The sequence below is a fragment of the Flavobacterium sp. genome (genome assembly GCF_965277525.1).
GTDB lineage: Bacteria > Bacteroidota > Bacteroidia > Flavobacteriales > Flavobacteriaceae > Flavobacterium.
In genome coordinates this window covers 375905-390190 of sequence record NZ_CBDIDC010000014.1, presented here as the reverse complement: position 1 = coordinate 390190, position 14286 = coordinate 375905, and the positions used below count along the sequence as shown (strand labels likewise).

The following is a 14286-nucleotide window of genomic DNA, read 5'->3' as shown; positions in this document are numbered from 1 at the left end:
TAAAAGAGTAAGTAAACCAGGCCTTTTTATTTTGCTTACACGGTCAATTAAGAAGAAAACTGATAAATAGAGTTACGTTACAAGAATTTTTAAAGTACAAACAAAAAAATCAAAAGTTATGTTATTTACAAAGTATAAATTAGGAAATTTAACTTTAAACAACAGGGTTGTCATGCCTCCTATGACCCGCTCGCGCGCTGGCGCTAATGAAGTAGCCACGACGCTCATGGCAGAGTATTACGGACAAAGAGCATCTGCCGGACTTATTATCTCTGAAGGAACACAAATAAGTCGCCAAGGGCAGGGATATGCCTGGACTCCGGGTATCTATACACAGGAACAAATTCAGGGATGGAAGAAAGTTACACGATCTGTCCACGAAAAAGGAGGGCTTATTTTTGCTCAGCTGTGGCATGTAGGACGCGTATCTCATACTTCTTTACAGGAAAATGGCTCTTCTCCTGTATCACCATCTCCAATATTGGCAGATGGAGTAAAGGTTTTTTTAGATTTAGAAAACAAAGGACCAGAAAATGGAGTTGGGGAAATGGTACAACATTCAATGCCTCGTGAATTGACTATTTCCGAGATCAAAGCCATTATTGAGGATTTTGCACAGGCTGCTAAAAATGCTATTGAGGCTGGTTTTGACGGTGTCGAACTTCATGGCGCCAACGGATATCTTATTGAGCAGTTTATTGATTCGCAAACTAATCATCGAACGGATCAATATGGGGGAAGTGTTGAGAACCGTCTGCGTTTTTTAAGAGAAGTCGTTTCTGCCGTGGCAGAAGCTATTGGAAAAGATAGGGTAGGAGTGCGACAAGCACCTTTGACTACGCTTATGGGGGCACAGGATGATACTCCTGAAATTACTTACATTGAAGCGGCAAAAGTATTAAACGAAATAGGAATAGCCTACATTCATATCGCCGAAGCCGATTGGGATAATGCACCGGTTATGGCGGTCGAATTTAAGGAAGCTTATCGAAAAGCATTTAACGGTACATTAATCTATACTGGAAAATATACTAAAGAGCGAGCAGAAGAGGCCCTTAAGAAAGGTTGGACAGATTTGGTTTCTTTTGGGCGCCCATTTATTGCAAATCCAGACCTGCCTTACAGGCTTGAACATGATTTACCCTTAAATGAACCAGACCGTACTAAATTTTTTGGAGGAGGGACTCAGGGCTATATTGATTATCCCGTGTATGATGTTCAGTAAATAAAAAGCTATAGAAAAAGTAAAAACAGGTACATATTTAGTAAGTACCAAAAAAAAATATTCATGAAATTATTCAAATCTTTCGAAAAAGGAAATTTAAAATTGGTTAATCGTGTGGTAATGGCGCCAATGACAAGGGCACGTAATCCTGATGGTATCTTAAACCAAATGAATGCAGCTTATTATGCCCAGCGTTCAGGAAAGGACGGAGCCGGACTAATTATAACAGAAGGTACGGCTATTTCACCAACGTCAATGGGGGTTTTGTATGTTCCGGGAATTTATACACAAGAAATGGTTGAGGGTGCTAAAAAAGTAACTACAGCCGTACATAATAAGGGAAGTAAAATTTTTGCCCAGCTTTGGCACGTTGGACGTGTATCTCACACCTCTAATCAGCCTGATGGGCAGTTACCAGTTGGTGCATCAGACATCAGGGCAGAAAATTCAACAGCCTGGGGATTTGATGAAAATGGGAAGGAAGGGTTTGTCACTTGTTCTGTACCAAGGCCATTGGAGACTGAAGAGGTAAAACTAGTTGCTCAGGATTTTGCTCATGCAGCAACTTGTGCGATAGAAGCTGGATTTGATGGTGTTGAATTGCATGGAGCCAATGGCTATTTGATAGAGCAGTTCTTAAACCCTCACACCAATAATCGTACAGATGAGTATGGCGGAAGTATTAAAAACCGTAGTAGATTTCTGCTCGAGGCAATAGATCTTTGTATTTCCAAAATTGGGGCAGACAAGGTTGCGATTCGTTTGACTCCCTATGGAGGTCTTCATGAATTACCTCATTATGATGAAATTGAGGCTACTTACCAATACCTGGCAACGGAATTACAAAATAGGGGAATTGCCTATATTCATATTATGGATCAAAAATCCAGAGGAAGTTTTGCTCTTCCTAAAGGGTTTTTAGAGCGTTTTCGCTCTTGGTATAACGGTATTATTATTTTGGCAGGAGGAATGGATAAAAAAATTGCAGAAACAATGATTGAATCCGGAATTATTGATCTGGCAGCTTTTGGAGAACCTTTTATAGCCAATCCCGATCTGGTAAGCAGACTTAAAAACGACTGGCCCTTAGCGGAACCTGATCGCAGTCTGCACTACGGTGGGAAAGAAAATGGATACCTGGATTATTCTGTATATCAACAAGAAAATTAATGCCATAAAGCAGACAAGAAGATCAAAACGATTATTGTCTGCTTTTCTTTTTTTAGGCTCTTTGAATTGGTTTTTATAATGAATCTATAGATGACCTATGATTTTATTAATTCTTTGGTATTAAATTAATTCAGTTCAAGGAATCCCATCAATAAAATAATCAAATAATAGTATCCAATGAGTATCGCACTTAGACAACATATTGAAAAAATTATACCCTTGACAGATTCTGAGTTTGATTACGTTCTTTCTCATTTTACAACTAAAAAATTAAAAAAGCATCAGTTTCTTTTACAGGAAGATGATAAAGTTATTAATGATTATTGGGTAATTAAAGGCCTTCTTAAAGCCTGTCATACAGATAAAAAAGGAAGAATTCATATCCTTCAGTTTGCAATGGAAGATTGGTGGGTTTCAGATTATCAGGCGTATCTAAACAGTGGTTTTGCCACTATTTCGATAGACTGTATTGAAGAAAGTGAACTATTGGTTATTTCCTCTGTAAACAAAGAAAAGCTGTGTAGAGAATTGCACAGTGTCGCTGAATTTTTTCGTAAAAAATCCAATGTGGGTTATGTAGCCTTACAACAACGTATATTAATACTGCTCAATAAAAACCCACAGGAGAGATACGATAGGTTTTTGCAATTAAATCCATATCTATTGCAAAGGGTGTCAAAGACTTTATTGGCTGCGTATCTGGGAATATCCAGAGAAACATTAAGCCGATTGCGCCATCCTTAAATGTGATTTCAATCACACTTATTTTGTGATTATACTCCTTTTATTTGTTTTTGTTTCATCGCAATTTTGTATCATCAAAAACAAATGAAGTGAGGACAAATTTAATATCAAAAGTGACCTCTTCATATCAATTGTGATAACTCAAAATAGCTTTTATTATAATCAGGAAAAGTAACCCTTTAATTCAAACACCATAAATTATGAGAATGATCAACAAAGCAATAATGACCCTTATAAGTTGTGCCATTTTTTTCTCAACAAACACAGCAGTGGCGCAAAGTGTAAAATCTAAGAATATGAAAAAGAAAATTTTATTTGTTGTGACCAGTCATGATAAAAAAGGAAATACAGGAGATCCAACGGGGTATTATCTCTCAGAGGTATCTCATCCATGGGAAATATTGAAAAATGCAGGATATGAAATTGAATTTGTAAGTCCACAAGGAGGTAAAGCACCTGTAGACGGTCTTGATTTGACCGATAAGGTAAATGCAGAATTTTGGAATGATAAGGTATATCGCAGCAAAATTGAGAACACTAAAAAACCAATTGAGATCAATCCTTCAGATTACGTAGCTATTCATTACGCAGGAGGACATGGTGCTATGTGGGACTTTGCGGATAATACAGAACTAGCTGATATTGCGGCCAAAATATATGAGAACGGAGGCATTGTCAGCGCAGTATGTCATGGACCTGCCGGTATAGTAAATATCAAATTAAGTAATGGTAAGTACTTGATTGATGGTAAGAAAGTAAATGGTTTTACTGATGAGGAAGAAATTGCTGTAAACCTAGATAAGATAGTTCCATTTTTACTGGAAGAAAAGTTAAAAGAACGCGGTGGTATTTATGAAAAATCAGGTCTTTGGCAGGAACATGTTGTGAGTGACCAGCGTTTAGTTACTGGACAAAATCCGCAATCAGCAAAAGCTGTTGGAGAAGCAGTTTTAGTTTTACTTTCAAAAAAGGCAAAATGAAAAAAGCGATCGTATTTTTAATTGGCGCCAATGGATATATCGGCAGTTCAGTGGCCAAAAAGTTAATAGATAACAACTATACAGTCTATAGATTGCTGTGTGATAGCAGTAAAGAAGAAAGTGTAAAACAATTTGATCCCTCATTTAGGGATGCTGCTCAACAGTGAATTTTTTTCTTATTTGGGTTGTTTGAACGGATCGATTTCTTCTTATTCAGATTACCTAATCTTTTTGCTTAATCCCCAACTTTTGAACCAGGTTTGAAAAATCTACATATTTGCGCATAAAAAAAGAGACAACTATATAATAGTTGTCTCCTTAAGTGAACTACAGGATAAATTTCTATAAATTTCATCGAAAATATTGGCTTACTACAGGCAGGAGGTGTTTTTCATTGGCCTTATGAATTTGATTTGGATGTCCTGTCGGGGATCGAAGGAAAATGCAGCGTCAAAAAATAAATCGTTAACCTCTTTTTATTAAGTCAAATAGCAGCGGTTAAGCAAATTAAAAACCTCGGGATAATTGATCAATTATTTTAAGTTTAACTCTTCTGTTTAGCGGTTTGTTTTCGGCTAAAGCATTTGTAACCAGAGGTTCACTTTCTCCTTTTGAGAATAGGTGCATACGGTCAGATTCTATTCCTTTATTCTTCAAATAATCGGCAACTTCCTGAGCTCTCTGCATTCCAATTTCAAGATTTCGGGCTTCAGATCCTATATCACAAGTATATCCTGTAATAGTTAATTCTGTGTCTTTATTCGAATTTAGGATTTTAGCAATTTGATCTAATCTTACAGCAAGTTCAGGAGTTAAATTTGTACTTCCAATTTCCTGAAATGCAAGAGGCTCTTTTTCGATATAACTACGTTCTTCTATAGTGAGCTCTTTTTTCAGCGGTGCCGTTTCAACTACTTGTTTTTGAACTGGAGGTTCGGGAATTGGCGCGATAACTTGTTTCTGAGGCAGGATTTCTGCTTTTTGTTGTACGGGCTGCTGTTTGTCTTTTGCTAAAGAAAAACCTAGCTTCAACTGAAGTCCCGCTGATAGATAACGGCTCTCCTGTATCATTTTTTTGTTTCCAATTGTTCCGTTTGACTGAATATTATCGAGTCCGCTTGGATCATAGGCAACAATACTAAGATCTGGAGTATCTTTCACTAAATCAGACCAACCATAATCTATGTAAACTCCGGTATAAAGCTGTGTTTTTTCTTTTATTTTGAAAGTAAGACCAGTTTCAGCACTTAACAAAAATAACGGTTTTAAACTTATCGTTGTTTTGTCCTGCCAGTTTGATACTTTTCCAAATCCGTGAGAAGGAAGATCGTCAACTAACAGATTTAAGTCCGGATAATAGCCGCTTAATTGTAATTCAGAAGCAGATGCTTTTATAGTTTGTTTTCCGGGAAAAAGGATTTTTCCTCCAAATCCAAAATACAATTGTGTTTTAGAAGCAACTTCAGTTCTGTATTGCAGAAAAAGCGGAATCGCGACAGAAATAAAGTGCTGATCTTCTTTGTATTTTAAAGGGGTTACGCGATATTCAAAAGCAGAAGTCTGGTCGTCGACTTCGTAACTTGTGATTGTATTTGCATCATTTAATTGAAAACTATTCTGATTATACATCACATCAATTCCAGTGGCGATTCCCCAATGACTGCTCAAGAAATAAGTGTATCCGAGACCTATTCCTCCGCCAGATTTTAATTTACCATTTCCAATAGCACTATCATATAAAATTCCGGATGGCCCTCCGTTTATTTTTAAATTGAATTCTTGTGCTTGTATCGTGGCACTAAACAATACAAATATTGCTAAAGTGATTTTAATTTTCATTGTTTTTACTTTTAAATTAAATCTCATTTTTACTTAACCAATAAGTTGATTGTTTTTTTCTGATTGTTGTTCAGTGAAAGAACGACAACATATAGAGCGGATTGAGCAGGAGCGGTAACTTGGTTTTTAGCTTTTACATTTGAAATGGTCTGAACTAATTTTCCTGTAATGTCAAAAATGGTAATCTCGGCTCCATTCAGTTGAGATTCGCTAAAATCACATTCTAAAGTAAATTGGTTTAAAGGTCTGGCTGGATTAGGATAAATTTTTAGTTTTTTAGTAAAGGGAGTTCCTATTGTTTCAATTGGACATGATTTGATTTGATTTCCATTTGTATCTTTTGCAATGACGTAGTAAATACCATTTAGAGGCTGGTTTTCACTATAATACTGACGTGTTGCGCCAGAAACTGAATTTCCGTCTTTATACCATTGCCAGGCTGTAAAATGGTTGGATTTATTATCAAAGAAAAGAACATCTGTCCACTGTTGCACAACAAGCCCGGACTGGCTTATTTCGATTGGTTTAATTAGGGCTGTGGCTGCATTATGATTCTGGTCTCCGTTTTGCGTTGCTTTAACTGTACTGCTTCCGGAATTTAAAATCGTAAGAGTTGCATCAGAAATAGTTCCAATTGAAGAATTTGTAATAGCGTATGAAACAGGTAATCCACTGTCCGCTATTGCAGTTAATGTTACCATATTTGAATCATTACAACCGAATTCTAAAGTCTGGTTCCAGATAATGTTTTGATTTGCTTTTACGATTTCAAATTCTGCACCGGTAAAGACTATTGTATAATCTGCACCAGCGCCAATAGTTCCTAATTTGATATTGTATTTTCCGGCATTTTCTCCGGAATCTCTGGAAAGTAGTCCTGTGATTATAGCATTTGTGTCTCCGTTTTCAAATCCTGAAGCTGTATAATTAAATACAGGATCGGTCGTACCGTAAACTTTGATATGACCAGAAGCGGCAGTTATAGTCAGGGTATATTTTTCTGTTGTAAAACTTACTTCGTTTCCGTAATTGATAAAACCGTTGCTATTGATTGCATAAGTTCTAACATAATACGTTTTGTTTCCTTTAAGTCCTGATAAAGAACTTGTAAATGTTCCTAAAGCAGATGTAATATTATTTTTTGTATCAGTTATGGCAGGATTTGAATGAGCAGCATATACAAAACCCACTTCTGTCAGACATTCGCCTTTGTCTGCATTTATTCCATCAGAAAAAGCTGTACCTGATAATGTAGCGCCCGATACGGTTATACCGGAAACAACCGAAGTACTTAGATTCACAGGATTGACTGGTTGTGTAATTTCGATAGCAGCAGTAGCGGAGCAGGAATTGGCATCAGTTATAGTTACAGTATAAGTTCCAGCTGTAAGGTCATTTATAGTAGAAGTTGTTACTCCATTATGTGACCATAAGTAAGAATACGCACCAGTTCCTCCAGATGGATTTGCAGCAGCAGATCCGTTATTGCCGTTGTAACATGTTACATTTGTAACTATTACATTGGCAAGTAAAGACGCAGGTTCTGTAATGGTTATGTTTTTTACAACAGAGCAAGAATTTGCATCTGTTACCGTTACAGCATATGTTCCGGCAGTAAGTCCGGTTGCAGTTGCAGCAGTTCCGCCTGACGGTGACCATAAGTAGGTATAAGAACCAGTTCCGCCTGTTGCGGTAACGCTAGCAGTTCCGTTTGCACCACCATTGCAGGTAATATTTGTTGAGTTTGGTGTTAGTGTAATTGCTGCTGGCTCATTGATTGTAAAGTTTTTGACTATAGAGCAGCCAGTAGCTGATGTAATAGTTACAGCATAATTACCAACACTAAGGTTAGACACTGTACTTGCATTTCCTCCAGAGGGTGACCATACATATGTAAAAGGTCCGGGAGCTCCACTAGGGATTACTGTAGCAGATCCTGTTGATGTGCCATTACATAAAACATCAGTTTTTGAAGCGCTTGCCACTAATGTATTTGTTGTCGTAATTATATAGGTTTTTGTTAAAGTACATCCGTTGCCATCTGTAATCAAAACACTATAGTTTCCGGCTTTCAGCCCTGTTGCTATTGCAGTTGTCGGACCAGATGGTGACCATAAATAAGTATAAGGAGTAGTGCCACCAGTAACAGTTACCAGGGCCTGACCATCAGTTGAACAAGTCGCATTGATCTGACTTTGAGTAGCTGTTAAAACAGAAGGCTGTGTAATTGTAAAGTTTTCAGTTATCTGACATCCGTTAGCATCTTTTATGAAACAGCTGTAATTTCCTGCTGTTAATCCTGTGGCAGTTGCAGCAGTTCCTCCATAAGGAGCCCATGAATAAGAATATGCTCCGGTTCCTCCGGCAATATTTACAGTTGCAGATCCATTCGAACCACCATTACATAGCACATCAGTTTGAGATGTTGATACTGTAAGAGCATCTGGCTGAATAATAGTAAAACTCTCTGTAAGGCTGCATAAATTAGCGTCTGTTATCTTTACCGTATAAGTTCCGGCAGTAAGTCCTGTTATGTCCTTTGTAGTAAGACCACCGTCCCAGCTGAATGTGTAAGGGGAGATTCCGCCCGATGGGTTAATAATTATACTTCCGTCAGATCCTCCATTGCAGCTAACGTTATCCACAACTGCATTGGCACTTAATGCAGAGATGTTCAAAACTGCCGTGTCTGAAGTGACGGAAGAACCGCATGTTCCTGAAGCAATTAATCGATATTGATAGCCATTAACAGTGACAGCGGCATTGGCGATGTTTAAAGTTGATGTGGATGCCCCTGAATAAGGCGCGATATTCTGCACATCGACAAATCCGGAACCTGTATTGAGCTGCCATTTATAAGAGGATGCATTGCTTACAGTTGAAGTAAAAACAGCATTGCCATTAGCGCATACTCTCGTTGATACAGGCTGAGACAGAATTGCGGGTGATGGATTTACGGTAATGGTAAAGTTTTTAGGCGCACCTTCACATGAAGCACCGTTACCGATATATTTGGGAGTCACTGTAATAACAGCTGTAACAGGCTGGCTGGAATTGTTAACAGCTACAAAGGAGGGTAAGCTGCCCGCACCGGAAGCAGCGAGCCCAACTGTTGTATTATTATTGGTCCAGATGTAGGTAACCGGAGATGTATTGCTGGTAAAGAGCACTGCATTGGTCAAAGAACCATTACACACTGTCTGGTTGTTTACAGTGTTTACATCAGGTATCGGATTTATAGTGGCATTTTGTGTTTGTTTAGCTGTTACAGTTCCATTGCCTGCTGTAACGGTATAGATGCCTGCACTAGTTGCGGTCACATTGGGTATACTTGGATTTTTTTGATTGGAAGTAAAACCATTCGGACCAGTCCAATTATAAGATATGCCACTGGTTAATCCAGAAAAGTCAGAGGTTAGGTTGAGAGTACTGCCTGTACATGGAGTGTTGGCTGTGGTAACAAGAGGCAGGATTTCTACAACAAATATCCAATAATCACTGCCATTATTCTGTACCTGAAGAGATGTAATTCCCGGCTGTGTAATGGTAATTATACCATTGCCGCCAACTAAATCTCCGTTTGATATAGAACCTTGTGTAGTAAAACCGCAGGCACTAAAGGATGAAAGGTTTGACGAATTCAATGTATATGGTGCTCCATTTATTCTTACGTCGATAGTAGTATTGGAATTAAATGTCTGGCGGATTCCTCTTATTCTTACACCCGAAATAGGAACATTAAAGCCAAAAGTAAAATAGCCGCCATCAGTAGAATTGTAACCCAAAACACTTGAACAGCTCTCGTCAATATATACCTGACCGCCGTTAGGACTGTAATTAAATCCGACATTTATGTTGCCAACAGAATAAGTTCCAGGTGTAGAGGGATGGGGAAAATCATAGTAAGGTTGGGCTTCAGCTTTATTTGAAATTAGGGCTGACAAAATTGTCAATAAAAGTATAATTCTTTTCATAATTATGGTCTAAAAATTAGAATTTACAATATTGATTAAAAGCCCGTTTTCGATAGGATTATCATTTCCTCCATTATTATAAAAATCAAGCGGAATAAGACCTAAAGATCTTTTTCCGCTGTAAGATGTGTATCTCATTAACCAGGGATTCATTTGCGGATCAACACCTAAACCACCCCAGGCATATTGGTAAGGAGTGTGGCCACCCATTCCAATAGTATTGAAGGTAAGAAAAAGGGGATTTGAATTGTTGTTAGCAGTATTTGCGGCCAGTTTCAGATTTTTCTCGACTAAATCTGCTTTTTTATGCGTATCATGAGCTTTGTAGTTATCTTCTATCTGAAATTTTTGCCCTTGCGCGTTAACTGATTCAAAAGTAGCATTGTCTTTCCAAGGGCGGCCAAACATTATGCCAACTTTATCATTTTCAAAACCTGATATAGGCTCATATGTAAAACGGTAGAGAAATAAGATTTTGCCCCGCAGCTTGTCCAGTACTGGAAAATCATCATCTTTATAATAAGAATTCGGGTATTTTTGAAGATATTTTATAAAGTTGTTTGATATCTTTTGGCCGCTCTGTTCATTTTCTACAGACATTAAAATAACTTCAGAAGGATGCTGGGTCAGAAAATCAATACATGATTTCATTATTTCTCCAAAGCTTACTCCGCAGTTATATATGGAATGGTATAACTGAAGCGGGTCAGATGCATTTCCGTCGTTGTTTTTAAGCCTGATATCCAAAAAGCGAATCCCATCTTCTAACTGCTGAAATATATCATAATTTTGACATCGTGCTCCAAAATCAGCTGAAGAAAGACGATAAGTTCCTGTATCGTGTGTACCTGGAATGCTTAGGTTTGTAATATGTGAATCCGGCGGTAAGGAGCGCATCCAATCTCCTAATGAAACTTTAAAATTAAATCCATTTACATCAAAACAATGAATATTTAGCTTAATGCGTTTATTATCTGAAAAAAGAAAATTCCCATTGTTTCGTTCTTGTAAATTAGCACTGCCAATCCACCAATTATTACTGCCATTATTTCCTTGTGCAATGATAATATTAGAAAATAAAACAGGTAATCCATGAAGTACAAACGAAAAGGTACAGGAAAATGAAAAATTAAGCTCATGTGGTAAAGCTGCAGAAGTGTCACAACCCAATGCTGCACCTCCCGTTATTTTGCTTTTAAACCAGTTGGCAACCTCTTTAGTTTTATGTCTTCCTGCTTCAACTGTTATTTTCCAATGCTTTGAAGATATTTTTTGAACAATGAGATTACTATTCCAGGGCTGTCCCTTGGAAATTTGAAAATCATTAATTTTAATCTGAAGGTTTTCTATATCTTCAGATAAAGTAATCTCAAACTCATTTGGCCAGGATTTAACTAGTGCTGCCTGGTTTAAATTTTCTGTAGTTTTCATAAAATTGATTTACATTATCACTTGTAAAGGTGATAGTCGATTTAGTTTGCAGGTTTAAAACTAAATACTTGTAATTCAATTATTAAAAAAATGTTCTGAAACCTATTTTTTTTGTTCTGAAATACAATCAGAAATTTTTAGAGATTTTAAAAATCTTATCTTCGATGTATAATTTGTCGTTTATGATTTTTGTAACGTGGTAAGGATTTACAGCAGTGCTGCGGTTAATTCTTTTGAAATACTTAGCGGGAAAAACTTCTTCAAGATAGGTCATCGTTGTTCTTAAAATCTGGTTTTTACCTGATTTGAGATGTATTTCAACATAGACATGATCTGCTTCGGCAAATAGAAAATCCTTAGACTGAAAATAATAAATCTGTTTTCCAAGCTCAATTTTAAAAATCGAATCCTCATTGGCCAGAGCGAGGTGTATTGCAGTAATAAGATTGACCTTTTCTACGGGTTTAGAAAGATAAGCAGACGGGCGGATAGCTGTCACCTTTTCCAGAGTTGCGGGATCAGTCAGGGCCGTGGTGAATATAAAAGGAATTGAAATATTGTCATTGATAAATCGGGCAAGATCAAGCCCGGTTTTATCTCCTGAAAGAGAAATGTCGATTAAAACAAGATCAAACAATTTATGGGACAAAAGCATTCTGGCTTCTTCATAGCTGTTGGCAGTCTCAGCTGTAAAAATGGGTTCCAGCATTTTTTTTAACGAAAGTGCAATTAAAACCTCATCTTCCACTATCAATATTCTGCTTTTATGTTCATTCATTTGAAAATACGATTTTATAGTCTGCTTTTTCTCTATTGTAAGTTCCTTTTAGTTGTTTCACCATGCCTTCAATAATCAAAAGTCCCAGCGAATCATTGTTTTTTTCAAAATTAAAAACAATTCCGTTGTCACAATAATAAACTTCTATTTCATTTTTATCTGTTTTTTTAAGTTCCAGATGCAAAACAAGTTCCTTTGAAGGTTGTGCATGTTTTATGGAATTTGTTACCAGCTCGTTCACCAGCAGTCCAAGAGAGAGTATTTTATCTACAGTAAAATAAACTGTTTCGGCATCATTGATATATGTAAATGTCCTGATACTGCTGTTTTGGTGGGTTTCAAAAATCTTATCGAGATAATTCCGGGCTTCAACCAGTGCATGATCATTATAATTCACGCTGTAACTATACAGCTCATGAGCGATCATAATCGTTTTAATTCTTTGGTAAAGATCATCAAATCTGTTTTTGTAATCTTCATTTTTTTCCTGGTCTTTCTGGAAATCAATCAGGCTTAAAATAACGGCCAGATTATTTTTAACACGATGATTAAGTTCCTGGACTAAAAACTGTTTTTCTTCCAGACTGGTCGTTAGGGCTGTATTATTTTCAGAGATTTTTTTCTTTTGGTTTTCGATTTTTCTTTTGTTTTTCATCATCTGGTGTATAAATAAAGCCAGGATTAGAAGAGAGACAATCAGAGTAGTGTTTAAGATACGGGTGTTTTTGATATCTTTTTTAAGGGATTGTTTTTCAGCTTTTTCTTTTTCAAAATTATACTGAGCTTCAAGTTCTTTAATTTTGATATCACGTTGTTCACTATTAGACTTTTTGTAGTATTCTGCGGCAGTTTTAAAGTAATAAAGAGCAGAATCTGTTTTGTTTTCCTGTTCCAGTATGGTGCTTTTGGTCTGGTAGACATCTGCTTTGTAACTCAGGACATTTGATTTTGAGGCAATAGCCAGTGCAGAATCTATATATAAGGTGGCGGACTCATACTGCTTTTTTTGCAGATAAAAATAGCTTAAATTAGTATACATAGAAATAACGGCTTCGTAATGACGCTGTTTTTTATATAAGTAAAGCGCCCGCTGGTAGTGCTCTAATTCTTTTTCAGGATTTGTTCTGCGATTCCCAAGACCTAAGATCAGCTGTACTACAGGCATGTTTACGGTATCGTGTACAGTCATGGCATACCTTTCTGCCTGCAGTGCAAGCCGGTATGCTTTATCCGAAGATCCGCTGACACGGTAATAGGAAGATTTACGGATAAGAAAATTGGTGTAATTTTTAAATTTAAGCTGCGGGTATTTGGAAATCAGATTCTCCGCTTTCTTTAATTCTTTTATGCAGGAAGAGTAATCGTCATTAATTTCAAAAATTAGCGCTCTTTCAACATGAATTTTAAGTTTTTGTTCTGCAACGGTTTTGGAATTGGTGACTAGATGTTGAGAAAGTTTAAAGGCTTCGTCATAAAGCCCCAGTTCAGTAAGGATTTTCATTTTCATAATATCCAGTTCAATTTTTGCTGAACCGTGATATAAGCCGGCATTTTTATTAATAAGAATTAAAGCTTCCTTAAAATGATAGTGTATCATTTTCTGCTCAAGATCCTTTCTCAAGGTTTCAAAAGAAGGCTGGCCAAAACAGGTTAGAGCCATGAAAAATAGAAAAAAAAAGAAACTGAACCTCAAGACATAAAAGTTAAAACAGATTAGATATATTCAAAGATATTGTTTTCTTTACATACTCAAATGTATAAAATACACAAGTCTTTAAAGAACGAAATGTTCTGAATCATCGATTATTTGTTCTGAGTTTTATTTATAAAAATAAAAAATGTATTTCTTGCTTTGCTTTCTGAGATATTTTTCTGATGTCTTTATTTAATTAAAAGCTATTGATAAAAAAAATCAAATAAAAATAAAGTATTAATCGAAATCTTTCGAAGATTTTCTGAATTTGATGCCTCAGATAAAAGATATCTTGTAAATCTTATTCCACTGACTGATATTGATTTTAAAACAGGAGCTTTTTCTTTAGATTTTAATCAAGCATTTTTAAAGATATTATTTAAAAAAAATAACTGAAAAAGAAATAAAAAAAATGAATCTCATTGAGAAGAATGTTTCAGCAGAAAAAGCCG

At 36.5% G+C, this 14286-nt stretch carries 10 protein-coding genes; 5 read left to right on the top strand and 5 right to left on the bottom strand.

Going from position 1 to position 14286, the window contains the following annotated elements; genetic code table 11:
• Nucleotides 1-118 precede the first annotated feature (118 nt).
• The 5 genes from ACQY44_RS25835 (at nucleotide 119) to ACQY44_RS25815 (ending at nucleotide 4286) form a co-directional block, all read left to right on the top strand.
• The gene (locus ACQY44_RS25835) at nucleotides 119-1225 is read left to right on the top strand and encodes an alkene reductase (RefSeq protein WP_428233142.1); all 1107 of its coding nucleotides are present in this window, start codon (nucleotides 119-121) and stop codon (nucleotides 1223-1225) included.
• Between the two features lie 63 nt (nucleotides 1226-1288).
• On the top strand, nucleotides 1289-2395 hold the full coding sequence (locus ACQY44_RS25830) for an alkene reductase (protein WP_428233141.1): 1107 nt from the start codon (nucleotides 1289-1291) through the stop codon (nucleotides 2393-2395).
• A gap of 177 nt (nucleotides 2396-2572) precedes the next feature.
• Entirely contained in the window at nucleotides 2573-3139 is a 567-nt protein-coding gene (locus ACQY44_RS25825; RefSeq protein WP_428233140.1) for a Crp/Fnr family transcriptional regulator, read from the top strand.
• 200 nt (nucleotides 3140-3339) lie between these two features.
• A complete protein-coding gene (locus ACQY44_RS25820) occupies nucleotides 3340-4119 on the top strand; it encodes a type 1 glutamine amidotransferase domain-containing protein (protein WP_428233139.1) in 780 nt (259 codons plus the stop codon).
• The gene (locus tag ACQY44_RS25815) at nucleotides 4116-4286 is read left to right on the top strand and encodes a hypothetical protein (protein ID WP_428233138.1); all 171 of its coding nucleotides are present in this window, start codon (nucleotides 4116-4118) and stop codon (nucleotides 4284-4286) included. Before ACQY44_RS25820 ends, ACQY44_RS25815 begins: the two co-directional genes overlap by 4 nt.
• A 340-nt stretch (nucleotides 4287-4626) precedes the next feature.
• On the opposite strand, the gene ACQY44_RS25810 is transcribed toward ACQY44_RS25815, so the two are convergent.
• The 5 genes from ACQY44_RS25810 to ACQY44_RS25790 all read right to left on the bottom strand — a co-directional run bounded on the left by ACQY44_RS25810 (nucleotide 4627) and on the right by ACQY44_RS25790 (nucleotide 13738).
• A complete protein-coding gene (locus ACQY44_RS25810) occupies nucleotides 4627-5958 on the bottom strand; it encodes an OmpA family protein (protein ID WP_428233137.1) in 1332 nt (443 codons plus the stop codon).
• A 29-nt stretch (nucleotides 5959-5987) separates the two neighbouring features.
• Nucleotides 5988-9932 carry an MBG domain-containing protein gene (locus ACQY44_RS25805; protein WP_428233136.1) on the bottom strand — a complete coding sequence of 1315 codons (3945 nt, stop codon included), beginning with the start codon at nucleotides 9930-9932 and terminating at the stop codon, nucleotides 5988-5990.
• A 9-nt stretch (nucleotides 9933-9941) separates the two neighbouring features.
• Entirely contained in the window at nucleotides 9942-11363 is a 1422-nt protein-coding gene (locus ACQY44_RS25800) for a phosphatidylinositol-specific phospholipase C domain-containing protein (protein WP_428233135.1), read from the bottom strand.
• A gap of 127 nt (nucleotides 11364-11490) precedes the next feature.
• Entirely contained in the window at nucleotides 11491-12141 is a 651-nt protein-coding gene (locus tag ACQY44_RS25795; RefSeq protein ID WP_428233134.1) for a response regulator transcription factor, read from the bottom strand.
• Nucleotides 12134-13738 carry a histidine kinase dimerization/phosphoacceptor domain -containing protein gene (locus ACQY44_RS25790; RefSeq protein ID WP_428233133.1) on the bottom strand — a complete coding sequence of 535 codons (1605 nt, stop codon included), beginning with the start codon at nucleotides 13736-13738 and terminating at the stop codon, nucleotides 12134-12136. Before ACQY44_RS25790 ends, ACQY44_RS25795 begins: the two co-directional genes overlap by 8 nt.
• Between the last annotated feature and the right edge of the window lie 548 nt (nucleotides 13739-14286).

Bases quoted from the DNA above. Each gene is read 5' to 3' on its own strand.
- ACQY44_RS25835 (WP_428233142.1), top strand. From the start codon at position 119: ATGTTATTTACAAAGTATAAATTAGGAAATTTAACTTTAAACAACAGG.
- ACQY44_RS25830 (WP_428233141.1), top strand. From the start codon at position 1,289: ATGAAATTATTCAAATCTTTCGAAAAAGGAAATTTAAAATTGGTTAAT.
- ACQY44_RS25825 (WP_428233140.1), top strand. From the start codon at position 2,573: ATGAGTATCGCACTTAGACAACATATTGAAAAAATTATACCCTTGACA.
- ACQY44_RS25820 (WP_428233139.1), top strand. From the start codon at position 3,340: ATGAGAATGATCAACAAAGCAATAATGACCCTTATAAGTTGTGCCATT.
- ACQY44_RS25815 (WP_428233138.1), top strand. From the start codon at position 4,116: ATGAAAAAAGCGATCGTATTTTTAATTGGCGCCAATGGATATATCGGC.
- ACQY44_RS25810 (WP_428233137.1), bottom strand. From the start codon at position 5,958: ATGAAAATTAAAATCACTTTAGCAATATTTGTATTGTTTAGTGCCACG.
- ACQY44_RS25805 (WP_428233136.1), bottom strand. From the start codon at position 9,932: ATGAAAAGAATTATACTTTTATTGACAATTTTGTCAGCCCTAATTTCA.
- ACQY44_RS25800 (WP_428233135.1), bottom strand. From the start codon at position 11,363: ATGAAAACTACAGAAAATTTAAACCAGGCAGCACTAGTTAAATCCTGG.
- ACQY44_RS25795 (WP_428233134.1), bottom strand. From the start codon at position 12,141: ATGAATGAACATAAAAGCAGAATATTGATAGTGGAAGATGAGGTTTTA.
- ACQY44_RS25790 (WP_428233133.1), bottom strand. From the start codon at position 13,738: ATGATACACTATCATTTTAAGGAAGCTTTAATTCTTATTAATAAAAAT.